At 70.2% G+C, this 21,851-nt stretch carries 19 protein-coding genes; 14 read left to right on the plus strand and 5 right to left on the minus strand.

Going from position 1 to position 21,851, the window contains the following annotated elements; genetic code table 11:
• Window positions 1-214: 214 nt before the first annotated feature.
• From ACLU3S_RS09565 to ACLU3S_RS09575, 3 genes are read right to left on the minus strand one after another with little or no spacing between them, the layout of a single operon-like run.
• Window positions 215-1,489, minus strand: a complete 1,275-nt coding sequence (locus tag ACLU3S_RS09565; RefSeq protein ID WP_413951307.1) for a hypothetical protein — start codon at window positions 1,487-1,489, stop codon at window positions 215-217.
• Between the two features lie 38 nt (window positions 1,490-1,527).
• Window positions 1,528-2,796, minus strand: a complete 1,269-nt coding sequence (locus ACLU3S_RS09570; RefSeq protein ID WP_413951308.1) for a sensor histidine kinase — start codon at window positions 2,794-2,796, stop codon at window positions 1,528-1,530.
• Complete coding sequence (locus ACLU3S_RS09575; RefSeq protein WP_413951309.1) at window positions 2,787-3,440, minus strand: response regulator transcription factor; 654 nt, start codon at window positions 3,438-3,440, stop codon at window positions 2,787-2,789. The genes ACLU3S_RS09570 and ACLU3S_RS09575 overlap by 10 nt, the downstream gene beginning before the upstream one ends.
• Before the next feature lie 343 nt (window positions 3,441-3,783).
• Here ACLU3S_RS09575 and ACLU3S_RS09580 point away from each other — a divergent pair, with 343 nt between their 5' ends.
• From ACLU3S_RS09580 to ACLU3S_RS09595, 4 genes are read left to right on the plus strand one after another with little or no spacing between them, the layout of a single operon-like run.
• Entirely contained in the window at window positions 3,784-4,719 is a 936-nt protein-coding gene (locus ACLU3S_RS09580) for an ATP-binding cassette domain-containing protein (protein WP_413951310.1), read from the plus strand.
• On the plus strand, window positions 4,716-5,567 hold the full coding sequence (locus tag ACLU3S_RS09585) for an ABC transporter permease (protein WP_413951311.1): 852 nt from the start codon (window positions 4,716-4,718) through the stop codon (window positions 5,565-5,567). Before ACLU3S_RS09580 ends, ACLU3S_RS09585 begins: the two co-directional genes overlap by 4 nt.
• A gap of 57 nt (window positions 5,568-5,624) precedes the next feature.
• A complete protein-coding gene (locus tag ACLU3S_RS09590) occupies window positions 5,625-6,902 on the plus strand; it encodes a sensor histidine kinase (protein ID WP_413951349.1) in 1,278 nt (425 codons plus the stop codon).
• A complete protein-coding gene (locus ACLU3S_RS09595; RefSeq protein ID WP_413951312.1) occupies window positions 6,899-7,567 on the plus strand; it encodes a response regulator in 669 nt (222 codons plus the stop codon). Before ACLU3S_RS09590 ends, ACLU3S_RS09595 begins: the two co-directional genes overlap by 4 nt.
• A 256-nt stretch (window positions 7,568-7,823) precedes the next feature.
• Here the strand turns inward: ACLU3S_RS09595 and ACLU3S_RS09600 are convergent, their stop codons facing one another.
• Window positions 7,824-9,452: a PucR family transcriptional regulator gene (locus tag ACLU3S_RS09600; protein ID WP_413951313.1), complete on the minus strand. Its 1,629-nt coding sequence runs from the start codon at window positions 9,450-9,452 to the stop codon at window positions 7,824-7,826.
• A gap of 650 nt (window positions 9,453-10,102) precedes the next feature.
• Between ACLU3S_RS09600 and dnaK the strand changes: the two genes are divergently transcribed.
• The 10 genes from dnaK to ACLU3S_RS09650 all read left to right on the plus strand — a co-directional run bounded on the left by dnaK (window position 10,103) and on the right by ACLU3S_RS09650 (window position 20,256).
• Window positions 10,103-12,004 carry a molecular chaperone DnaK gene (dnaK, locus tag ACLU3S_RS09605; protein ID WP_413951314.1) on the plus strand — a complete coding sequence of 634 codons (1,902 nt, stop codon included), beginning with the start codon at window positions 10,103-10,105 and terminating at the stop codon, window positions 12,002-12,004.
• 8 nt (window positions 12,005-12,012) lie between these two features.
• Complete coding sequence (locus tag ACLU3S_RS09610) at window positions 12,013-12,624, plus strand: nucleotide exchange factor GrpE (RefSeq protein WP_413951315.1); 612 nt, start codon at window positions 12,013-12,015, stop codon at window positions 12,622-12,624.
• 6 nt (window positions 12,625-12,630) lie between these two features.
• The gene (locus tag ACLU3S_RS09615) at window positions 12,631-13,584 is read left to right on the plus strand and encodes a DnaJ C-terminal domain-containing protein (protein WP_413951316.1); all 954 of its coding nucleotides are present in this window, start codon (window positions 12,631-12,633) and stop codon (window positions 13,582-13,584) included.
• Window positions 13,581-13,988, plus strand: coding sequence for a chaperone modulator CbpM (locus ACLU3S_RS09620; protein WP_413951317.1), 408 nt, complete (start codon window positions 13,581-13,583; stop codon window positions 13,986-13,988). Before ACLU3S_RS09615 ends, ACLU3S_RS09620 begins: the two co-directional genes overlap by 4 nt.
• On the plus strand, window positions 13,979-16,618 hold the full coding sequence (gene clpB, locus ACLU3S_RS09625) for an ATP-dependent chaperone ClpB (RefSeq protein WP_413951318.1): 2,640 nt from the start codon (window positions 13,979-13,981) through the stop codon (window positions 16,616-16,618). The genes ACLU3S_RS09620 and clpB overlap by 10 nt, the downstream gene beginning before the upstream one ends.
• Window positions 16,615-17,073 (plus strand): thioredoxin, encoded by a 459-nt coding sequence (gene trxA / locus ACLU3S_RS09630; RefSeq protein ID WP_413951319.1) that lies wholly within the window; start codon window positions 16,615-16,617, stop codon window positions 17,071-17,073. Before clpB ends, trxA begins: the two co-directional genes overlap by 4 nt.
• Before the next feature lie 6 nt (window positions 17,074-17,079).
• Window positions 17,080-17,340 carry a UBP-type zinc finger domain-containing protein gene (locus ACLU3S_RS09635; protein WP_413951320.1) on the plus strand — a complete coding sequence of 87 codons (261 nt, stop codon included), beginning with the start codon at window positions 17,080-17,082 and terminating at the stop codon, window positions 17,338-17,340.
• Window positions 17,340-19,121 carry an FAD-dependent oxidoreductase gene (locus ACLU3S_RS09640; protein WP_413951321.1) on the plus strand — a complete coding sequence of 594 codons (1,782 nt, stop codon included), beginning with the start codon at window positions 17,340-17,342 and terminating at the stop codon, window positions 19,119-19,121. The genes ACLU3S_RS09635 and ACLU3S_RS09640 overlap by 1 nt, the downstream gene beginning before the upstream one ends.
• A 47-nt stretch (window positions 19,122-19,168) precedes the next feature.
• The gene (locus ACLU3S_RS09645) at window positions 19,169-19,666 is read left to right on the plus strand and encodes an Hsp20/alpha crystallin family protein (protein ID WP_413951322.1); all 498 of its coding nucleotides are present in this window, start codon (window positions 19,169-19,171) and stop codon (window positions 19,664-19,666) included.
• 197 nt (window positions 19,667-19,863) lie between these two features.
• Window positions 19,864-20,256: a DUF2267 domain-containing protein gene (locus ACLU3S_RS09650; RefSeq protein WP_350854399.1), complete on the plus strand. Its 393-nt coding sequence runs from the start codon at window positions 19,864-19,866 to the stop codon at window positions 20,254-20,256.
• 326 nt (window positions 20,257-20,582) lie between these two features.
• On the opposite strand, the gene ACLU3S_RS09655 is transcribed toward ACLU3S_RS09650, so the two are convergent.
• Entirely contained in the window at window positions 20,583-21,776 is a 1,194-nt protein-coding gene (locus ACLU3S_RS09655) for a PP2C family protein-serine/threonine phosphatase (RefSeq protein WP_413951323.1), read from the minus strand.
• Window positions 21,777-21,851 lie beyond the last annotated feature (75 nt).

Consider the following 21,851-nt stretch of genomic DNA (forward strand, 5'->3'; position numbering starts at 1 on the left):
ATGTGGCCCGCCGTATGCCGGCGTCGGCTTCGCCCTGAACATCCACCGCCGCGGCTGAGTGAACACGGTCTGACGGTTGAAGCCGGTTCGCGCTGCTCGGCGCGAACCGGCTTCAAGGGCGGGCCCGTCGAGGCCGGCGACTGCTCTCCTCGCCTTGTCACCGAGGTTTGCGGCGCGCCGACGGCGACAGTGATCCCGGCGCCGATCCGGTCCGTCAGCGCATGTCTGTGAGGAGGGTGGTGAGTTCGGCCTCCTGCCGGGCCGGCGACATCGGCGGGTTCGGGTGGTCGATGCCGAAGGTCTTCAGCACCTGATCCATCTGGGCGTCGATGAACGTCCAGCCGGTGTTGTCCAGCGGCTGCAACGAGGCCTGGTCGGCATCCCAGAGATCACGCAGCGACTGGGCGGCGGCGTGGGCCCCGGTCGCGTTCCCCGACCGTGCGTCCTTGAGTGAGGTCGAGGCGAGTGCCTTCAGAGCGTCGACCTTCGCGGGCGGGAACTTCTTCACTGCCTGGCCGGGGGCGAGGTGAACGGTGGAGGTGGCGTCGGTCTCCGGCGCCGGGCCGACGTGCGGCTGGCCGTGCGCCCAGACCAGCAGGCTCCCGGTGGCGACGGCGAGGAGGCTGAAGCCCGCCAGACCGATGCGCTCTCTGCGCGGGTTGGCGGTGGCCTGCGGGGTGTGCGTGGCCTCGTAGGTCTCGGTCACGTCGGAGCGTGTCACCGTCAGGTAGATGACGGTCGCCAGGATCAGGCCGAGGAAGATCAGGCTGGTGGTGAAGGTGCCCAGCGCGAGGCCGGTCGGCTCGCCCGGCTGAGCGACCTTCGGGGAGGCGAGCCAGTCGCCGATGTTGGCACCGAGCGGGCGGGTCATGATGTAGGCGAGCCAGAAGGACAGCACCGGGTTCGCGCCGGACTTCCACAGCAGTGTGATCGCCGCGATGAGGCCGAGCGGCAGCATGACCGAGACTCCCGGGCTCCAGCCGGTGAGCTCGAGGGTCCAGTCGCCGGTTGCGGTGCCGAGCGCGAAGGTGACGAGAACAGCGAGCCAGTAGAACGACTCACGCGGCAGCGTCGTGACCGAGTGGATCGAGAGGGTGCGCTCGCGCAGCCACCACACGCCGAAGACCACGGCGAGCAGGACCGAGAACACGGCGGAGCTGATCCACAGCGGTACGTTGAGCTGGTCGGTCAGGATGTCTGTGTACAGCGTGCCCGTGACACTGACAACGAGCACGGTCAGCCAGTACGGGAAGGGGACGTACCGCTTGAGGCGCAGCTGGACGCCCAGAACCGCCACGAACACCGCGGTGAAGATCCAGGCGGTGTTCACCAGGCCGACGCCCAGCTTCATGTTGATCCAGTCGGCGAAACTCTCACCGACGGTCGTGCACAGGATCTTGATCACCCAGAACCAGATGGTGACCTCGGGAACCTTGTTCAGCATCAGCCGCCCACGGCGGCGTGTGCGGGCTTCGCTCGTCGTTGTCATGCGACGAGGTTGGCGCGGCCAACCTGCACACAACCTGACTAGGCGATCGCTTCCGGTGCGGGGAAGGTCACTTCGATGCGACCGTGAGCATCCGCGATCGCACGGACTGCCACTCCCGCGGACGCGGCGAGACGCCTGACCACGGCCAGCCCCAACCCGTGCCCCTTGCCGCTGGTCACGCCCGCTTCGAAGACCCGGTCGACCTCCGCCGGATCGAACCCCGGACCATCGTCGAGGACATCGATCACGACCCCCTGGGGCCGGATGCGCGCCGTGACCCAGACGCGCGACCTCGCATGCCGCAGGCCGTTCTCCAGCAGAGGTGCCAACAGAGCCACGACGAGTTCGGTCGGCACGGCGACATCGAGGTCGGCCGGGATGGCGAGTTCAATGGAGCGACCAGCGATCGCCTGCCGTGCCGCCGCCCCGAGATCGCAGCGGGTACCGCCATCGATCCGTGTCCGGGCGGCACCAAGAATCGTCGTGATCGCCGTGTTCAGGCGATCGACCTCGGTCAGAACGGACTCCGGTGCCACCTGGTGACCGGAGAGCTGCGCCAACTGCGCCTCGCCCCGCAGGGCCGTCAAGGGCGTCCGCAACTCGTGGGCGATCTCATCGGTGAGCCGGCGCTCGTCCGCGAGCGCCTTGTCAATGCGGTCGAGCAGGCGATCCAGAGTTCGGCCGAGTTCCCCGAATTCATCGCGGGGAACGCCGAGGTTGAATCGGCGCCCGGGTTCGTGGTCGCCCCAGTCGTCGGCAAGAGCGGCCATGTCGTGAACCACCCGCAACGCACGACCCACCACGAGGTATCCGACGATGCCTGCGAGCAGGATCGTGATGCCACCCAAGATGAGCGACATCGCCAGGCTGCGCTGCTCCGACGTCTCGTACGGCGTCAGATCCACCCTCACGACCGCCACGACGCGGTGGCCATCGAGCCGGATCGGCCGGGCGTACAGAAGGTATCTGCCGACCGTGGTGGTCTGGGACTGCCCGGAGCCGGCAAGTGCCTCGACGCGGTCAAGGACGCTGCCCGGCACGATCCCGTCGACGAGGTGTCCATCGGCATACACCCACGAGACCGTGTCCAGCGCTTCGTTGCCGCTCTCGATCAGCACGACGCGGCCACCGCGTACGCCGACATTCGCCGCCACCGCCTCTGCACGCGTATGCGCCAGAGCGTTCGCGTCGGCGTCCGTCACCCGGCTCAGCAACACGTGCGAGACCACCACCAGTACGGCGACCACCGCCGTCGCAATCAGAACCGCAAGCGCGACGACCCTCCCGCGGAAGCCCGTCACTGCCATCGATAGCCCACCCCACGGACCGTCGCCAGGCGATCGGCCACGCCCAGCGCACCGAGTTTGGTCCGCAGCCGGCGAACGAAGGAGTCAAGGGTGTTGTCGCTGACCTGCGCGCCATGCGGCCAGCCGGCAGCGACGAGGGCGTGGCGGCGTACAGCGTCGCCCTGCGAAGCGATGAGCCTGCCCAGCAACCGGAACTCGGTCGGCGTCAGGCTCTCGCTTGCCGAACCGTGGATCACGACGTGTTTCGCCGGATCGAGAACGACGCCCCTCGGCGGAGTCGTCGCGGTTGTTCTGCGCAGCAGGGCTCGGACCCTCACCAGCAACTCCGGGACGTCGAACGGCTTCGTCATGTAGTCGTCGGCTCCCGCCTCGAAGCCCCCCACCTTGTGATGCATGCCGTCCAGGGCGGTGAGCATCAGCACCGGCGTATCAATGCCGCGTGCCCGCAACGCCACGCAGACATCGCGGCCATCAGCGTCCGGGAGCCCCAGATCCAGGACGACCAGGTGAGGGACCGGATCAAGGTTCCGCAGCAGGCTGTCCGCCGTAGAAGCGACCGCGACCGTATGGCCGTCGTGCTCGAGCGCGCGCTTGAGGACGTCGCGGACCGCCGCGTCGTCTTCGCACACCACAATAAAAGCCACGCGCTGACCCTAGGTACTCCAGCGAGCGTTCTCCATTCTCCCTGGTCAGAGCCTTGGTTGTTGGTGAGATCCGTAAGGCCGCGGGGAGCCGCCACGCCTCGCCCGTGCCGGGTCGGCCGACGACGCACACGGGCAGTGCGCGGAGGAAGGGCCTGCAGCACCCGGTCCTCGGCACTTCCGCGACCCGGCCAGCCGGACTTGGCCGGTAGGTCTAGTACCGCGGTACTACGCGGCAGTCACTGATCACGCCCGGGTACCACCGGATCCGGCAGATCGCGGGCTTAGCGTGAGTCACGGGGCGCCGGGCGTTGCGGGCGCCGGAGTCCGAGAAGAGAGAACACCGATGATCGAGGCACAGCAGCTCACCAAGAGGTACGGGGAGAAGACCGCCGTCGACGGGCTGGACTTCACCGTGAAGCCCGGCACGGTGACCGGCTTCCTGGGGCCCAACGGTGCGGGCAAGTCCACGACGATGCGCATGATCGTAGGACTGGACGCTCCGACGAGCGGTTCCGTCATGGTGAACGGACACCGTTACGCCCGCCACCAGGCGCCGTTGCAGGAGGTCGGGGCGCTGCTGGAGGCGAAGTCGATCCACCCGGGCCGCTCGGCCTGCAACCACCTCCGTGCGCTCGCGCTGACCCACGGCATCCCCCGCCGCAGGGTCGACGAGGTCATCGAACTCGCCGGTCTCGGCAGCGTCGCGAAGAAGCGGGCCGGTGCCTTCTCCCTCGGCATGGGGCAGCGGCTCGGCATCGCGGCAGCCCTGCTCGGCGACCCGCAGACGGTGATGCTCGACGAGCCCGTCAACGGACTGGACCCCGAGGGCGTCCTCTGGATCCGGAACCTGCTCACCACCCTCGCGGCCGAGGGGCGCACGGTGTTCGTCTCCTCGCACCTGATGAGCGAGGTGTCCCTGGTCGCGGACCACCTGATCATCGTCGGCCGGGGACGGCTGCTGGCCGACACGACCGTGCAGGACCTGGTGCGCGAGGCGGGCGGCGACACCGTAAAGGTCGCCACGGATGACCCCGCGCAGCTGAGGGACGTGCTGGCCGGGCCGGACGTGGAGATCACCGGCCGCATCGGCTCCGAGGAACTACAGGTCACCGGGCTGTCCGCCCGCGAGATCGGGTTGCGGGCGGCCAAGCACGGGATCCCCCTGTTCGAGCTGACCACGAAGGCGGTGTCGCTGGAGGAGGCGTTCATGGAACTGACGAGGGACGCCGTGGAGTACCACGGGACGACCGGCATCGAGACCTCCGGGAGCGCGGCATGAGCACCCTCACGGCAACTCCCGAGACCCCCGGGACCGCGCCGGCCGTCCAGGCCCGGCCCGTCTACCGGGTGACCGGCCGACGCGTGCTGGCCTCCGAGTGGGCCAAGCTATGGTCCCTGCGCTCCACCTGGATCACCCTCGGCCTGGGCCTGCTGTTCCTCGTCGCCTTCGGCATCATCGCCGCGAGCCACTACAAGTCCAATCTCGACTCCGGCCGGCACATGGACCGCGACTTCGCCACCGCGACCGCCGCGAGCCTGTCCCTCTTCGGCACGAACTTCGCCCAGCTCGCCCTCGGCGTGCTCGGCGTGCTGGTCACGGCGGCCGAGTACTCCACCGGCATGATCCGCTCGACCGTTGCGGCCGTACCACGCCGACTGCCGGTGCTGTGGTCCAAGGCCGCGGTGTACGGCCTGGTCGCGCTGGTGGTCGCGACCGCCGGCGCGTTCGTCGCGTTCCTCGTCGGCAGCCGGATAGTGTCCGGCACGCCCGCTGCCATGGGCCTCGGTCACTCCGGTGTCGTACGGAGTCTGCTGGGTGCCGGACTCTACCTGGGCCTGGTCGGCGTGATCGGCACCGCCCTGGGCGCGCTGCTGCGCTCGGTGGCCGCTGGCATCTCAGTGCTCGTCGCCGCCCTCATGCTCGTACCCGGGCTCGTCTCTCTGCTGCCCAGCTCGTGGCAGGGAGACATCGACCCCTACCTGCCGAGCCACGCCGGCGAGTCGATCTTCGCACTGACTCACGACTCCACCACCCTGTCACCGGGCGCCGGGCTGCTGGTCTTCCTCGGCTGGACGGTCCTGGCGCTGGCCGGAGCGGCGTACCGGCTGGTGCGCAGCGACGTCTGATCACCGGCTGCGCATGATGGTGTGGTGACCTCCGTGACCACTGAAGACCTCAGCGGGATGGGGCCGCTGGTCGCCCGGCTCGGCCGGGCCGGCCAGCGGCTCCGGCATGCCGACCGGGCCCGACCGTGGGTCCTGGACACCGCGGTGGTGGTCCTGGTCTTCCTGCTCTTCTGCCTGCCGGACGTGCTGCACGCGGTCGGTGTGCTCGGCGGGGACGGAGACGGTGACGGCCCGAGCCGCTTCCGGGTGGCGTTCACCCGGTTGCCCGTGGTGGGGATGCTGGCCCTGCAGGCCGGGCTGGTACTGCCGCTGCTGTGGCGACGCCGGGCGCCCGCCGTCGCCTTCGGCGCCGTCACGGCCGTGTTCGTTCTCCAGTGGTCGTTCGGCGCCGCGCTCCGGGCGGACGTCGCCCTCTTCGTCGCCCTGTACAGCCTGACCCTGCACGGACGGCTACGGCAGCTGCCGTGGGCCTGCGCGGCGACAGCAGGGGCACTCGCGCTGGTTGCGGCGAGGGTATCGGCGGCGATGTCGGTGTGGGACGCGCTGTTCTTCCTGCTCAGCACCGCGACCGCGGCCCTCGCCCTGGGCCTGGTGATCCGCATCCGGCGGGCCCAGCTGGCCGGGCTGCGCGACCGGGCGGCCCGACTGGAGATCGAACGCGACCAGCGCGGCAAGCTGGCCGTCGCGGCCGAGCGGACGCGGGTGGCCCGCGAGATGCACGACATCGTCGGCCACAACCTGTCCGTCATCATCACCCTCGCCGACGCGGGCGCCTACGCCACGGCCGCCGCCCCGGAGCGAGGAAGGGAAGCCCTGCACCTCATCGGCGACACGGGTCGCCAGGCTCTGGGCGAACTGCGCCGGGTACTCGGTGTGCTGCGCGAGGCGGACGGCCCGCCGACCGAGCCCGAACTGAGCCCGCAGCCCGGCCTCACGGACATCGACACGCTGTGCGACGGTGTGCGCGCCGCCGGCCTGGAGGTCGTCTACCGTACGGCCGGTGATGTCGACGCCCTCGACAGCGGGGTGCAGCTCACGGTCTACCGCATCGTGCAGGAGGCCCTGACGAACACCCTCAAACACGCCGGCGCGGGCACCCGTGCGAACCTGGCCGTCGTCGTCGAGGACGCACGGTTGACCATCACCGTCCAGGACTCCGGGCCACCCGCACCGGCCGGCCGTCCTGGCCCGGCGAACGAGGAGGGACACGGCCTGGTGGGCATGCGAGAACGAGCGGCACTCTACGGAGGGCACGTCAGCGCCGGTCCCGCCGGCCCGGGCTGGACGGTGCGCGCCACCCTCGACCTCGCGCCCCGGGGCGGTGCTGCCGGGTGACCACGGTGCTCATCGTGGATGACCAGCCGCTGCAGCGGTACGGCTTCCGCATGCTGCTGGACTCCGTGTCCGAGACGGAGGTGGTCGGCGAGGCCGCGCACGGAGCCGAAGCCGTGCGCAAGGCCGCCGAACTGCGCCCCGACGTCGTCCTCATGGACGTGCGCATGCCCGGCATGGACGGCATCGAGGCCACCCGCCGGATCGTCGCCACCGGTGACCGCTCCCGCGTCCTCATCCTGACCACCTTCGACCTCGACGAGTACGTCTACGCGGCCCTGCGCGCCGGAGCCAGCGGCTTCCTCCTCAAGGACGCACGCCCCGAGGAACTCCTGGCAGGCATCCGCGCGGTCGCCGTCGGGGATGCAGTGATCGCCCCCGCACTCACCCGCCGCCTCCTCCACGAGTTCGCCCGGCTCGTGCCGCCGGGCGGTGACGGCTCCGCGGAGGACCTGAGGCTGGGCTCTCTCACCGACCGAGAGCGCGAGATCCTCGTCGCCATCGGCAAGGGCTGGAGCAACAGTGAGATCGCCGGCCGATTCGTCCTGTCGGAGTCCACGGTGAAGACACATGTCGGCCACGTTCTGTCCAAGATCGGTGCCCGCGACCGTGTTCAGGCGGTTATCTTCGCCTACGATCACGGCCTGGTCCGCCCCCGTGCCGAGTGAGCCGGGGAAGACGCTCGGACCCCGGACGCCACCCAGGGGCCGGCCCCTGATGAGCCCGCCCGTGAGCCGGTGGCGGAACAGCCCGGGAGCGGTCTCCTGGGGCGGCTGACGGCATCCGGCGACCACCTGCCCAACTCACAGTGCCGCATCCCGGCGAGCGCGGCCAACATCGTGAGACGACGAAACCCGGCCGCGATGCTCCGGCTGGGGTTCTACGGCGGCGGGTCACGGCAGAGATCGCCCAGCGGCCGTCGGGTCAGCCGTGTCCGCCCATCACGATTTTCCACACTCGGGTCGCCACCTGGAGGTTCAGCCGGTCCTCGACGTTCGCGAGGTCGTTGCCGCTGATGTCACGGATGCGCTGAAGTCGGTAGCGTAGGGTGCTGCGGTGGATCGCCAGGGATTCGGCGGTCTCGTCGTAGTTGCCGCCGCAGTCGAAGTACCGGGACAGGGTCTCCACCATGGCCGTGTGGTGCCGGGAGTCGTAGTCGATGAGCTGCCCGAGCCACTCGTGGACGAACGTCTCCAGTTCCCGGTAATCGTTCCCAGGCCCCAGGATGCGGTAGAGGCCCAGCTCGTCGAAGAACGTCGTGCCGTAGCGCTCGCGGGAGTGGCGGCGCACTTCCAGGGCGCGCTGCGCCTCCTGGTAGCGGTGCGGGATCTCGTGCGGGGAGTCGCAACGGGCGCTCACACCGATCGTCCCCGACCGTGTCCCGGTCTCCCGAGCGAGCGCCTCGTGCAGCGCGCGGCCGTGCGGCCTGCCGTCGGCGACAAGGACGACGTGATCGGAACGTCGGGTCAGCAGCGAGCGCATGCCCACCGCAGAGGCCGCCCGGCCCACGGTCTGCGTGAAGGAGTCGTCCGCAGTCCGGTTCGACCACTGCACCACAATGACGTAGTGGCTGCGGTGCAGGTCGTGTCCGACTGCCTCGGACCGGGCGTAGGCGCTCGCTTCGTCAGTCCCTGCCAGGAGGTCGTCGACCAGCTCGCGGTGCAGCCTCAGCTCCACCTCGGCCAGATTGCGCAGGTGCGCCAGTTCGAGGGCGAGCGACGTGGCGGCGAGTTCGAGGGCGAGCACGGTGTGCTCGTCGGCCTCGTCCCGGGCATCGACCAGGGCCAGCACGCCCAGGATCTCGCCGTGCGGGCGGACCAGGGTGATCAGCCGGTCCTTTATCCGCACCGGCCCGGCCTCTCGGGCGACGGCGTGCAGCATTTCGCCCTGACGCACGGGGTCCGGCTCCGGATAGGGGTCTGGGCGGCCGGGCCCGGTCCAGGACCTCAGACGACCGAAGCGGTCCTCGACCAGCGCGGGGAGTCCGGTGAGCCCGTGCAGTGCGCGGGTGACGGCTTCCTCGCCGCCGCCCGAGGCAGCGACGTCGGTCATGAGCGCGTGAACGGCCCGCTGGTACTCCAGCTGAGCCGCGACGCGGATCAGCTGTCGCTGGAGTGTTGTGCGTTCCTCCCTCAGCCGGTGCAGTTCCTGCGCGTCCTCACGTTGGCGGCGGTGTGCGAAGGCGACCGACAGTGCGGCGGCGGTGTACCGGACGAGCGTGACGAGCAGGGAGTACTCGGCTTCGGTGGGCCGGGAGCGGGAGGTCACCACGAGGTAGCCGTGGAGCCTCTCCAGTCCGCGGAGCCCCAGGGCCCGGCCCCAGGGCCGGCCGGGTACGGTCACAGGGCCGTCTTGCCCGGCCAGCTCCCGCACCCTGCAGTCCACGGCCGGGGCATGGAGCTCTCCGTTCCACGGGCTGGGGACCAGGCCGCCGTCTCCCTCGAGGTATCCGGCCTCGGCGCTGTACGGCCCCGCGGCGGCCACGTGGTCCATGGCCAAGCGCAGGATCTCGTCTTCGTCCGGGGTGTCGAACAGAGCGCAGGAGAGTGCCATCAGTTCTGGGGGGGCAGGGTCGGCTGGGGTCGGAGCGGGTGGGCGAGGCTCTTTCCGGGCAGAACCGCAGGGCCGCGGAAGGCTGCTCGCCCAGTCGGCGCGCTGGCGGTGCGGGTTGTGCGCCCGGATGCCGGCCATGGGATCACTCCGTTCTCTCCGAATCCACAGGGAGGAGCGGTGCTTCGCGTACCCGCTCACGGGCCGGCCTATCCGATATGCGCGAATGACTCCCTTTGTACTCGTGGGGGGACCGGGCCCGTGCATTTCTGACTCGCCAGGCGCAGGCGTGGAGCCACTCGGCTCGCCACCCTGGGAGGTGTTCGAAACCCTCCGTGAGCGCCGGCAGGAAGGGGACTGGCACGACCCCGTCCTCTCCGCCCCGCCCCAGCCCTGTGCGGGCTGATCTTCGGAGTGGTCGGCGGCGCGCTGTTCGGCACGCTGCTGCCGGCCCTGAGCGGCGGGTCCGCGGTACTTCGCCTCGCTCCGCTTGATGGGCCGGGCCGGTACGAGGTCGTGGTGGACGAGGTGGTCACCGACGAGGCTGTAGGGCTGATCGGCGGGCTGCGGACCACCGGCGGAGGTTCCAGCCCGTACCTGAACGAACACGATCCGGAGAGTCGGCGCAGGCGCCGGACCGGGAGGAGTTCCTCATGGCGAAGGCAGTGGGCATCGACCTGGGCACCACCAACTCGGTGATCGCCGTATGGGAGGGCGGCGAGCCGTCCGTCGTGCCCAACAGCGAGGGCAACCGCACGACACCGTCCGTGGTGGCCTTCACCGATACCGGCGAGCGCCTGGTGGGCCAGCTGGCCCGGCGCCAGGCGATCCTCAACCCGAAGGGCACCATCTACTCGGCCAAGCGGTTCATCGGCCGGCACTTCGACGAGATCTCCGACGAGGCCAGGGCGGTGGCGTACGACGTCGTCGAGGGCGACGGCGGGGCGGCCCGCTTCAAGGTGCGCGACAAGCTGTACGCGCCCGAGGAGATCAGCGCCCAGGTACTGCGGAAACTCGCCGACGACGCTTCCAAGCAGCTGGGGGAGCGGGTCACGGAGGCGGTCATCACGGTGCCCGCCTACTTCAACGACGCTCAGCGCACCGCCACCAAGGACGCCGGACGGATCGCGGGACTGGAGGTGCTGCGGATCATCAACGAGCCGACCGCGGCGGCTCTCGCGTACGGCTTGGACAAGAAGCATCACGAGACCGTCCTCGTCTTCGATCTGGGCGGCGGCACCTTCGACGTGAGCATCCTCGACGTCGGCGACGGCGTGGTGGAGGTGCGCTCCACCGCCGGTGACAGCCACCTGGGCGGCGACGACTTCGACCGGCGTCTGGTGGATTACCTCGCGGACGACTTCCAGAAGGAGAACGGCATCGACCTGCGCAAGGACCCGCAGGCGCTGCAACGCCTCTTCGAGGCGGCGGAGAAGGCCAAGACCGAGCTGAGTTCGGTGACGCAGACGCAGGTGAGCCTGCCGTTCATCACCGCCGACGCCTCGGGCCCCAAGCATCTCACCGACTCGATCATGCGGTCCACGTTCGAGCAGATCACCGGCGACTTGGTGGAGCGGTGCCTGGGACCGGTCCAGCAGGCCATGGCCGACGCCAAGGTCGGCGAGAGCGACATCGACGAGGTCATCCTCGTCGGCGGTTCCACCCGTGTCCCGGCGGTCCAGGCCCTCGTGCGCCGGCTGACCGGCGGCAAGGAACCCAACATGAGCGTCAACCCCGACGAGGTCGTCGCCCTGGGCGCCGCGATCCAGGCCGGGGTGCTCAAGGGCGAGGTCAAGGACGTCCTGCTCCTCGACGTCACACCCCTGTCACTGGGTGTCGAGACACGCGGGGGCGTGATGACGAAGATCATCGAGCGGAACACCACCATCCCCGTCCGTCGCACCGAAACCTTCTCCACCGCCGAGGACAACCAGCCCGCCGTCGACATCGTCGTCCTCCAGGGCGAGCGCGAACGGGCCGCCGACAACCGGGTGCTCGGCCGGTTCCAGCTCACCGACATCCGCCCGGCGCCGCGGGGCGAACCGCAGATCGAGGTCACCTTCGACATCGACGCCAACGGCATCCTCGACGTCAAGGCACGTGACCGGGACACCGGCAAGGAACAGGGCATCACCATCAGCGAGAGCTCCAACCTGGACCGCAGTGAGGTCGAACGCATGGTCCAGGAGGCCGAGCGCAACCGGGGCCAGGACCAGGCACTCCGCGAGGCCGTCGACGCCCGCAACGAGCTCGACGCCGTCGCCTACCAGGTCGAGAAGCGCCTCACCGAACTGGGCGACGCGGCGCCCGCGCACGAGAAGGCACGCGCTGAGATGCTCGTGTCCGACGCCCGGGCGGCGGTCAAGGATGAGGCAGGTGTGGAGCGCGTGCGGCCGCTGACCTCCGAACTCCAGCAGATGCTCGCCGGGCTGGCGGCCCATCAGGGCGCCGCTGCCGCAGGCGGTCCCGGCCAGGACACCACCGGGGGCGGCGCGAGCGGTGGTCCGGGCGGCGGTGACGACGACGTCATCGACGCCGAGTTCGACAAGGACTGAGGCGCGCCATGCCCAGCCGTCCCCAGGAACCCGACCGGGCCGCGCCGGAGCCGGTCGAACCCGTCCCGGAAGGCGCCGTACGCCCTCCTCGTCGGGATCTGCCGCAACCGGGTCCGTCGCCCCGGCCGGAAGAGGCGAACGACGAACCGGGACCCGACGCCGCCGGCCCCACGCCGGCCGAGGACGAGTACACGACCGCGATCCAGGAACTGGAGGACCGCTGGCGGCGCGCGCTCGCCGACCTCGACAACCTGCGCAAGCGCCACGCCAGGGAACTGGAGCGGGAGCGGGCGGCCGAGCGTTCCCGCACGGCGGCCGCCTTCCTGCCCGTCCTGGACAATCTCGAACTCGCCCTGACCCATGCCGGCGCCGATCCGGGTGCGATCGTGGAGGGCGTCCGGGCGGTCCGCGACCAGGCGGTGAACGTCCTCGAACGGCTCGGCTACCCGCGGCACGCGGAGACCGGCGTCGCCTTCGACCCGGCCCGGCACGAGGTGGTCGGCGTCGTCCAGGACCCCGACGCCCCACCGGGAACCGTCGTCGAGGTGCTGCGCTCCGGCTACGGTGACGGTGAACGGCAGCTCAGGCCCGCCGCCGTGACGGTCGCGAAGCGGGAGTGACCGGTCATGGCACGGGACTTCTACGAGGTGCTGGGCGTGTCGCGGACCGCGAGCCAGGACGAGATCCAGCAGGCCTATCGCAAACTCGCCCGCAAGTACCACCCCGACGTCAACAAGGATCCCGGGGCGGAGGAACGCTTCAAGGACATCAACGAGGCGTACAGCGTCCTGTCCGACCCGAAGACCCGGGCCCGTTACGACCGCTTCGGCGAGGACTTCCGCAAGATCCCCGAGGACTTCGACGAACGGGTCGCGGCCGGAGCGGGCGGCGGCTTCCGCGCTCGCAGGACCGCGGGCGCGGGCGGCCCCCGTGTTCGGTACACCACCGGCTTCGGTGGCGACTTCGGAGCGGAGGGCATCGACATCGAGGACCTGTTCGGCTCCCTGTTCGGAGCCGGCGCCGCCCGAGGCGGCGTCCCCGGAGCCGACCAGGAGGCCGAACTGCCGCTCACCGTCGAGGAGGCGTACCGAGGCGGCCGTCGCACCGTCACACTCGCCGGTCCCACGGGGCAGCCTCGGCGGTACGAGGTCGACGTGCCGCGGGGTGTCGTCGACGGGCAGCGCATCCGGCTGGCGGGGCAGGGCGCCCGGGGCAGTGGTGACGCCCCCGCGGGCGACCTGTACCTGCGGGTGCGCATCCAGCCCCACCCCCGGTTCCGGCTGGACGGCCGCGACGTGCATGTAGAGGTCCCGGTCGCCCCCTGGGAGGCGGCCCTGGGTGCGACCGTGCCGGTGCCCACCCCCGGCGGCGGCACGGCCAAGGTCACGGTGCCCGCGGGCTCGTCCAGCGGCCGACGGCTGCGGCTGCGCGGCGAGGGCATGCCGAACCCGCGAGGCGCGAACGGCGATCTGTACGCCGAACTCCGTGTCGTGGTGCCGCCCACCCTCGGCGACCGGGAGCGCGAACTGTTCGAGGAGCTCGCCGCCACCTCCTCGTTCGACCCCAGGAGGACGCGATGAACGACCGACCCGCGGGAGCGGCCGGCATCGGCCGGGCCGGCGTGGGCAACCGTCCGGTGCGGACGGGCGCCGACCTCACCGCCTCGACGGCTGTCCGGTACGCGCTCGTGCCTGTCCCCAGGCTCTCGCTGGACGCCGTGGCCCGTCGCTCGGGCCTCCACCCCGATCTGGTCCGCCGGTTCGTCGCCCTCGGCCTGGTCGACGCCGAGCGCGACGCCGCGGGGCACCTGGTGTTCGACCCGACGGCCCCGACAGTCCTCGCCCGCATCCAGCGGCTGCGCTCCGGACTCTGCCTCAACTACGCATCCATCGGCCTGGTGCTGGACCTGCTGGACCGCATCAGCTTGCTCGAAGCCGCCCTGCGCCGCGCCGGCACGAGGAGTGAAACACCCCCATGGACATGAACAGTCTCACCCAGAAGTCCCAGGAAGCCCTGCAGGAGGCCCAGACCGCCGCCGTCCGCATGGGGCACACCGAGGTCGACGGGGAACACCTGCTGCTCGCCCTTCTCGATCAGGAGGACGGTCTGATCCCGCGGTTGCTGCAGCAGGCCGGCACCGAGCCGAAGGAGCTGCGCGCCGCCGTGCGCGAGGAACTCTCCCGCCGTCCGAAGGTCACCGGCCCCGGCGCGGCACCCGGCCAGGTCTTCGTCACCCAGCGCCTCGCCCGTCTGCTCGATGCCGCCGAACGGGAGGCCAAACGCCTCAAGGACGAGTACGTGTCCGTGGAGCACCTTGTGCTCGCCCTGGCCGAGGAGGGCTCCTCGACCGCCGCCGGGCGGCTGCTCAAACAGGCCGGCATCACCAGGGACTCGTTCCTGAGCGCGCTCACCCAGGTACGCGGCAACCAGCGCGTCACCTCCGCCAACCCCGAAGTGGCCTACGAGGCCCTGGAGAAGTACGGCCGCGATCTCGTCCTCGAGGCCAGGTCCGGCAGGCTCGACCCGGTCATCGGCCGGGACACCGAGATCCGCCGCGTCACCCAGATCCTCAGCCGCAAGACGAAGAACAACCCCGTCCTCATCGGCGACCCCGGCGTCGGCAAGACCGCCATCGTCGAGGGCCTCGCCCAGCGCATCGTCCGCGGCGACGTACCCGAAGGACTCCGCGACAAGACGGTGTTCGCCCTCGACATGGGCTCCCTGGTCGCCGGCGCCAAGTACCGCGGTGAGTTCGAGGAACGCCTCAAGGCCGTGCTCAGCGAGGTCAAGGCCGCCCAAGGACGCATCCTGCTCTTCATCGACGAACTGCACACCGTCGTCGGCGCGGGCGCCGCCGAAGGGGCCATGGACGCGGGCAACATGCTCAAGCCGATGCTCGCCCGCGGCGAACTCCACATGATCGGCGCCACCACCCTCGACGAGTACCGCAAGCACATCGAGAAGGACGCCGCTCTCGAACGCCGCTTCCAGCAGGTCCTGGTGGACGAGCCGAGCGTGGAGGACACCATCTCCATCCTGCGCGGACTGCGCGAACGCCTGGAGGTCTTCCACGGCGTGAAGATCCAGGACACCGCGCTGGTCTCCGCGGCCACCCTCAGCCACCGCTACATCACCGACCGGTTCCTGCCCGACAAGGCCATCGACCTCGTCGACGAGGCGTGCGCCCGGCTGCGCACCGAGATCGACTCGATGCCCGCCGAACTCGACGAGATCACCCGCCGCGTCACCCGCCTGGAGATCGAGGAGGCGGCCCTGTCCAAGGAGACCGACCCCGCCAGCAAGGCCCGACTGGAGGAACTGCGCAGGGAGCTGACCGACCTGCGCGGCGAGGCCGACGCCAAACACGCCCAGTGGGAGGCCGAACGGCAGGCCATCCGCCGCGTGCAGGAACTGCGCCAGGAACTGGAGCAGGTGCGCCACGAAGCGGAGGAGGCCGAACGCGCCTACGACCTCAACCGAGCCGCCGAACTGCGCTACGGCCGTCTTCAGGACCTGGAGCGCCGGCTCGCCGCGGAGGAGGAGCAACTGGCCGCCAAACAAGGACAGAACCCGCTGCTGCGGGAGGTCGTCACCGAGGAGGAGATCGCCGAGATCGTCGCCGCCTGGACCGGCATCCCCGTCGCCCGTCTCCAGGAGGGCGAACGCGAGAAACTGCTGCGCCTCGACGAGATCCTGCGCGAGCGGGTCATCGGCCAGGACGAGGCCGTCAAGCTCGTCGCCGACGCCATCATCCGCGCCCGCTCCGGCATCCGCGACCCACGCCGCCCCATCGGCTCGTTCATCTTCCTCGGCCCCACCGGCGTCGGGAAGACCGAGCTGGCCAAGACCCTCGCCCGGGCCCTGTTCGACTCCGAGGAGAACATGGTCCGCCTCGACATGAGCGAGTACCAGGAGCGCCACACCGTCAGCCGGCTCATGGGCGCACCGCCCGGATACGTCGGCTACGAGGAAGGCGGCCAGCTCACCGAGGCCGTACGCCGCAAGCCGTACTCGGTCGTGCTGTTCGACGAGATCGAGAAGGCGCACACCGATGTCTTCAACACCCTGCTGCAGATCCTCGACGACGGCCGCATCACCGATGCCCAGGGCCGCACGGTCGACTTCCGCAACACCGTGATCATCATGACGTCCAACATCGGCTCCGAGCACCTCCTCGACGGCGCCACCGCCGAGGGTGAGATCAAGCCGGACGCCCGCGCCCTGGTGATGGGCGAGCTGCGCGGGCACTTCCGCCCCGAATTCCTGAACCGCGTCGACGACATCGTGCTGTTCAAGCCGCTCGGTGAGCGTCAGATCGAGCGCATCGTGGAGCTGCAGTTCGACGAACTGCGCCGTCGCCTGGCCGAACGCCGTATCACCGTCGAACTCACCGACGCCGCCCGGCAGGTGATCGCTCATCAGGGGTACGACCCGGTGTACGGGGCCCGCCCGCTGCGCCGCTACATCTCCCACGAGGTCGAAACCCTCGTCGGACGGTCCCTGTTGCGCGGCGACGTCCAGGACGGCGCGAAGGTGCGCGTCGACGCCGAGCACGGAGAACTGGTGGTCACCTACGACCAGCCCGAGGACGTGACGGGACCGAGGGCGGCATGAGCACCGCGCGCGCCGGCAACGTCACCTGCCCGCACTGCGGGCGCACCAACCGGGTGCCGGCGGCCGCCGACGGCCGCCCCAGGTGCGGCAACTGCAAGCAGCCTCTGCCCTGGGTCGCGGACGCGGGCGACGACGACTTCGCCGACGTCGTCGAGCAGGCCACTGTGCCCGTCGTGGTCGACCTGTGGGCCACCTGGTGCGGCCCGTGCCGCATGGTGAGCCCCGCGCTGGAGAAGGTCGCCGCCGATCTCGCGGGAAAGATCAAGCTGGTCAAGGTCGACATCGACGAGAATCCGGGCCTGGCCCGGCGGTTCGCGGTCCAGGCGGTACCGACGCTGCTGGTCCTCGACAAAGGCCAGACCATCGCCCGGCAGTCGGGTGCCGCACCCGCCCCTGCCTTGCGGCGGTGGGTGGAGCAGTCGCTCGCGGGCCGCGCACCGGCCGGGAAAGGATGATCGCCCATGACCGTACGGACCGACCCCCACCTCGCCCTCGTACGCCCCGTCACCCCGCGCGCCCCGGGGTGCGAGGAGTGCCTGGCCACGCATTCCCCCTGGGTCCACCTCAGGCTCTGCCTGACCTGCGGCCACGTCGGCTGCTGCGATTCCTCGCCGAACCGGCACGCCCGCCGGCACGCCGCCGCCGCCGGCCATCCGATCGTGGCGTCGCTGGAGCCCGGCGAGGACTGGCGGTGGTGCTACGTCCATGAGGCGTTCGTGTGATGCCCGGCGACGAGACGCGGCCGGGCGCGGCGCCGGTGCCGGACGCAGCGGAGGAGAGCGTCCCCTTCGAGACCCCCGACATCTACGGCGCCTATCCCCGCCTGTCGGACGTCCAGTTGGCCCGCCTGGCGCAGCACGGCCGGCGGCGCGCGGTCGATGCCGGTGATGTGCTCATCCGGGAGGGGGAGCGGTGCGAGACGTTCTACGTCGTGCTGAGTGGTTCGGTCGCCATCGTCGAGGGCTACGGCACGCCCGAACAACACCTGCTGCGTGTGCACGGCCCCGGCCGCTTCATCGGCGAACTCGGTCTGCTGAAGGGGCAAGTGGCCTTCTGCACCGCCGTGGTCAGGGACCCCGGCGAGATCCTCGCCCTCTCCATGGCGCAGCTGCGTGACCTGGTGACCCGGGACTCCATCCTTGGCGACGTGGTGCTGCGCGCCTGCCTGGGGCGCCGTGCTCTGCTCGTCGGGCAGGGCGCCGGTTTCCGCATCATCGGCTCGCGCTATTCGCCCGACACCCGGCGGCTGCGCGAGTTCGCCGCCCGCAACCGGCTGCCGCACCGCTGGATCGATCTGGAGACGGACGAGGAGGCCGAAGCGCTGCTGCGCCGCTTCGCGGTCGGTCCGGAGCAGACGCCGCTGGTGATCTGGCGGGGCACGACCTTGCTGCGCAATCCGAGCAACGCCGAACTGGCCCGGCTCATCGGCCTGCCACCCCTGCCGTCGGGCAACGGCCACGGCGATCTCCTGATCGTCGGCTCCGGTCCGGCCGGTCTCGCCGCCGCCGTGAATGCCGCCTCGGAGGGCCTCGGCACGACCGTGGTGGAGGCCATGGCCACCGGTGGCCAGGCCGGGACGTCCTCCCGCATCGACAACTGCTTCGGCTTCCCCTCCGGCATCTCCGGCGCCGAACTCACCGAGCGCGCTGTGCTCCAGGCGGACAAGTTCGGCGCCCGGATCAGCGTCCCGGCGGAGGCGGCCCGGCTCGAACCGCGGGGCGGCCACTACGCCGTCAACTTCGCCGACGGCAGCGAGATCACCGCCCGTACCGTCGTCCTGGCCACCGGCGCACGCTACCGCCGCCTCCAAGTGCCCGGCATCGAACCGCTGGAGGGCGCGAGCGTCCACTACTCGGCGACCGTCTACGAGGCCCAGCAGTGCCGTACCGACCCGGTGGCGGTGGTCGGCGGCGGCAACTCCGCGGGCCAGGCCGTGCTCTTCCTGGCCGGGTACGCACCGGACGTGTATCTGCTCGTCCGTGGGCCGAGCCTCGAGGCGCACATGTCCCGGTACCTGATCGATCAGATCGAGCGCCACCCGCGGGTGCGGGTGCTGCTGCACACCGAGGTGACCGAGGCACTCGGCGACAAGGCACTGGAGGCGGTCACCGTGGTCGACCACCGTACGGGCGAGCACCGCCACCTCGCCGTGCGGGCCCTGTTCGTCTTCACCGGCGCAGACCCTCACACCGAGTGGCTGTCCGGCGCGCTCGCCCTCGACGCGCGCGGCTACGTGCTCACCGGCGCGGAGGCGCAGGCGTGCTCCGTTCCCGGACTGTGGCAGAGCCAGGGCCGCGACTGCCTGACGTTGGAGACCAGCCTGCCTGGCGTCTTCGCCGCCGGCGACGTCCGCAGCGGCTCGGTGAAGCGCGTGGCCTCCGCGGTCGGCGAGGGCGCGATGAGTATCCATTTCGTGCACCGCTACCTGGGCCGCACGGCCGCGCCCGGTGGCACCGACAGCTCCCCGCACATACGTCCGAAGGAGTCCGCTTGGCTTGGATGACACCGAGCGGGCGAGGAGATCACGAGAAGGAGAAGGAGGCGATGGTAATGACCACGCCCGTCCGGCGCCCCCGGGGTGGCGCAATGCAGGACAGGCCCCTTGGCTGGGCACGCAATCCGCTGACGGAGTTCGAGCAACTGCTCAGTGAGATGAGTGGACTGATCGAATCCACGGTGGGAGGCGCCGCGCCCGCAGTCGCGTGGACACCCCTGGCGGATGTCACGGAGTCCGACGACGCCTTCCACGTCGAGATCGAACTCCCCGGCGTCAAGACCAAGGACATCGACGTCGAAGCCAACGGCCAGGAGCTGGTGGTCACCGGAGAGATCAAGGAGAAGGAACGCAAAGGCGTCCTGCGCCGGAGCACCCGCCGCACCGGAGCCTTCGAGTACCGGCTGCGGCTACCCGGAGAGATCGACACCGAAAAGATCAATGCGCAGATGTCGGACGGGGTGCTTGCCATCACCATCCCCAAGGCCGAGGTCGCAAAGCCCCGGCACATCGAGATCAGCGCGTCGAGTGAAAGCACCGGGAGCAGCGGCTGAAACGAGCACGCCGCGGTTCCGGACACCTGTCCGGCACCGCGGCCGGGCCGGCGAGGCTCGGCACCCTGAGGCTCATGGTTGACATTCCGCGTCGGAACCCCTCACGGCGGGGGGTGACTCGGCACTCCCCGCCAGGCGCGACAGCGCACCGGGCGACCCCCATGACCAGCGGTGACCGGGGCGGAAGGAAGGCAGCTGTGAAATACGACGGATTCCTCGCCCGTGTGCGTGAGCGAGGCGAATACAACGACCAGGACGAAGCAGCGGACGTCACCAACGCTGTGCTGGAAGTGCTGGCCCAACGGATCAGCCCGGGAGAGGTCAAGGACCTCGCATCCCAGTTGCCCGGCCCGCTGGGACAAGTTCTGGATCATGCCACTCCGCAGCAGGCGCGGAGCTTCGGGATCGAAGAGTTCTACCGCCGGGTCGCCGAGCGCACCCATGCCCGGCCGCGGACGGCGCAGTGGGACGCCAGCGCGGTCCTCACCACCGTTGCCGACGCCGTCACCGGCGGAGAGCTGAATCAGATCATCAGCCAGCTCCCCTCCAGTTACGCGGTCCTGTTCGGCAAGGCCGACCTCGCGGACTGAGCTCGTGAGGCGCCCGGAACGCGCGAGAAACTGGTGCGCACCGTACTGAGAGTTCTGGAGCGCCATGTGAGCGCCGGCGAATGGCAGCATCTCAAATGCCGGGTGCCGAACTCGTTTGCGGCGCTTCTGCCGTACCCGGCCGAGGAGGTCATGAGCGCGGCCCGGCGCGCCGAGCAGGCTACGGAGCCCTGGCCGGGACGACACGTCTGGTCGGCTGCCGGACTGGCTGGGACGAGCTCGCGTTGCGTTCGCAGCGATCGCCCGAGGCCTGCATACGTGGGTACGGCACCCCAGATTCTGGGGGCTGTGCTCCCCAGCTCCCGCGGTCACGGATCAGGGGGCTGCCACTCGAACATCAAGATCGTGGTGTCGTCGCTGAGTTTGTCCTGCCGATGCTCGAGGATGGCGTGGATGAGCAGACGCAGCGCTTCCGGGGCGCTCTGCCCCGCTGCGGTCGACCGGATGATGTAGTCGGTGAAGCGCTCCAGGCCGAACTCCTCGCCTGCCTCGTCGCGTGACTCCACGACGCCGTCCGAGTAGAGCAGGATTCGGTCACCGGGTTCGAGGCTGACGTCGTGCACCTGCCGGGCGGTCCCGGCGAGACGGGCGGGCAGACCCAAAGGGGGCTCAGGTGGCCGCTCCAAGGCATTGTGGAGCAGGCGGTGGTGGCGGATGAGCAACGGAGGCGGGTGGCCGCAGTTGCACCAGCGCAGCACCCCGGTGGGCATGTGCAACTGGGCGAAGACGCCCGTGCAGAACTGTTCCGGAAGCCACTTCGCCAGCGCCGCGTCCATGGTGCCCACGAGTTCGTCCAGGTCTGCCCCGCTGCGCCGGGCGTTGCGGCAACCTGCCATGGCGACAGAGGTGGCAAGTCCGGACGCCAGATCGTGCCCCATGCCGTCAAGGACTGCGGTATGCAGAACGTCCTCGGTGAACGCATGGTCGAAAGCATCGCCGCCCAGCTCGTAGGCAGGCTCCACGACCGCCGTCGAAACGACCCGTCCGGTGCCGATCGACCGGGGAGGGAGAAAGGCCCGCACCATCTCCGTGGGCAGGTGCATCGGCCTGGTTCGCATGCGCTGCGCGACGGTGTCGCTATAGGTGCGCTTGGAGGTGATGATCAGTGCGAGGAGCAGGGCCGCAGTTCGACAGCGCCGCAGCTTGAGCCCGTCCAGGGTGCTCATGTTCAGCGCCACGACGCCCAGCCGCTCCGCTCCGTCGGCCAGGGGCAGCCACACCCTCAGCCCGCCGGAGGGGCCTTCTTCCACCCGGAGAGAGGCGGTGCGGTAGGCCCATCCCGCCAGCGACGTGTCGAGCTCCAGTGCCGGCTCGCCCTCGACAAACGGCACCAGGAGCCTTTGCTGGATGTCGACCAGATAGATGACGGCCCTGCCCATACCCATGGCCTCGGCATACCGGTTCAGGACAACGGGCAATTCTGCAGGTGATGCCAGCTGGGCTGCTCTGATCAGTTCCTCCAGCAGCCGCTCACCGGACCCGACGGACATGTTCCTGTCCACGCCTTAGATGATCCCCGCGAGATCGGACCGACACAATCCGAGCCGTCGGACAGCCGGGATGCGGGCCGATCAGCC

It is taken from the genome of Streptomyces sp. AF1A (assembly GCF_047340315.1).
Taxonomy (GTDB): domain Bacteria; phylum Actinomycetota; class Actinomycetes; order Streptomycetales; family Streptomycetaceae; genus Streptomyces.

What these genes read in the sequence shown, in the direction of transcription:
- ACLU3S_RS09645 (WP_413951322.1), top strand. Translation starts at nt 19,169, where the DNA reads ATGACCACGCCCGTCCGGCGCCCCCGGGGTGGCGCAATGCAGGACAGG.
- ACLU3S_RS09610 (WP_413951315.1), top strand. Translation starts at nt 12,013, where the DNA reads ATGCCCAGCCGTCCCCAGGAACCCGACCGGGCCGCGCCGGAGCCGGTC.
- ACLU3S_RS09640 (WP_413951321.1), top strand. Translation starts at nt 17,340, where the DNA reads ATGCCCGGCGACGAGACGCGGCCGGGCGCGGCGCCGGTGCCGGACGCA.
- ACLU3S_RS09570 (WP_413951308.1), bottom strand. Translation starts at nt 2,796, where the DNA reads ATGGCAGTGACGGGCTTCCGCGGGAGGGTCGTCGCGCTTGCGGTTCTG.
- ACLU3S_RS09635 (WP_413951320.1), top strand. Translation starts at nt 17,080, where the DNA reads ATGACCGTACGGACCGACCCCCACCTCGCCCTCGTACGCCCCGTCACC.
- ACLU3S_RS09590 (WP_413951349.1), top strand. Translation starts at nt 5,625, where the DNA reads ATGGGGCCGCTGGTCGCCCGGCTCGGCCGGGCCGGCCAGCGGCTCCGG.
- ACLU3S_RS09585 (WP_413951311.1), top strand. Translation starts at nt 4,716, where the DNA reads ATGAGCACCCTCACGGCAACTCCCGAGACCCCCGGGACCGCGCCGGCC.
- ACLU3S_RS09615 (WP_413951316.1), top strand. Translation starts at nt 12,631, where the DNA reads ATGGCACGGGACTTCTACGAGGTGCTGGGCGTGTCGCGGACCGCGAGC.
- clpB (WP_413951318.1), top strand. Translation starts at nt 13,979, where the DNA reads ATGGACATGAACAGTCTCACCCAGAAGTCCCAGGAAGCCCTGCAGGAG.
- dnaK (WP_413951314.1), top strand. Translation starts at nt 10,103, where the DNA reads ATGGCGAAGGCAGTGGGCATCGACCTGGGCACCACCAACTCGGTGATC.
- ACLU3S_RS09600 (WP_413951313.1), bottom strand. Translation starts at nt 9,452, where the DNA reads ATGGCACTCTCCTGCGCTCTGTTCGACACCCCGGACGAAGACGAGATC.
- ACLU3S_RS09565 (WP_413951307.1), bottom strand. Translation starts at nt 1,489, where the DNA reads ATGACAACGACGAGCGAAGCCCGCACACGCCGCCGTGGGCGGCTGATG.
- ACLU3S_RS09620 (WP_413951317.1), top strand. Translation starts at nt 13,581, where the DNA reads ATGAACGACCGACCCGCGGGAGCGGCCGGCATCGGCCGGGCCGGCGTG.
- ACLU3S_RS09580 (WP_413951310.1), top strand. Translation starts at nt 3,784, where the DNA reads ATGATCGAGGCACAGCAGCTCACCAAGAGGTACGGGGAGAAGACCGCC.
- trxA (WP_413951319.1), top strand. Translation starts at nt 16,615, where the DNA reads ATGAGCACCGCGCGCGCCGGCAACGTCACCTGCCCGCACTGCGGGCGC.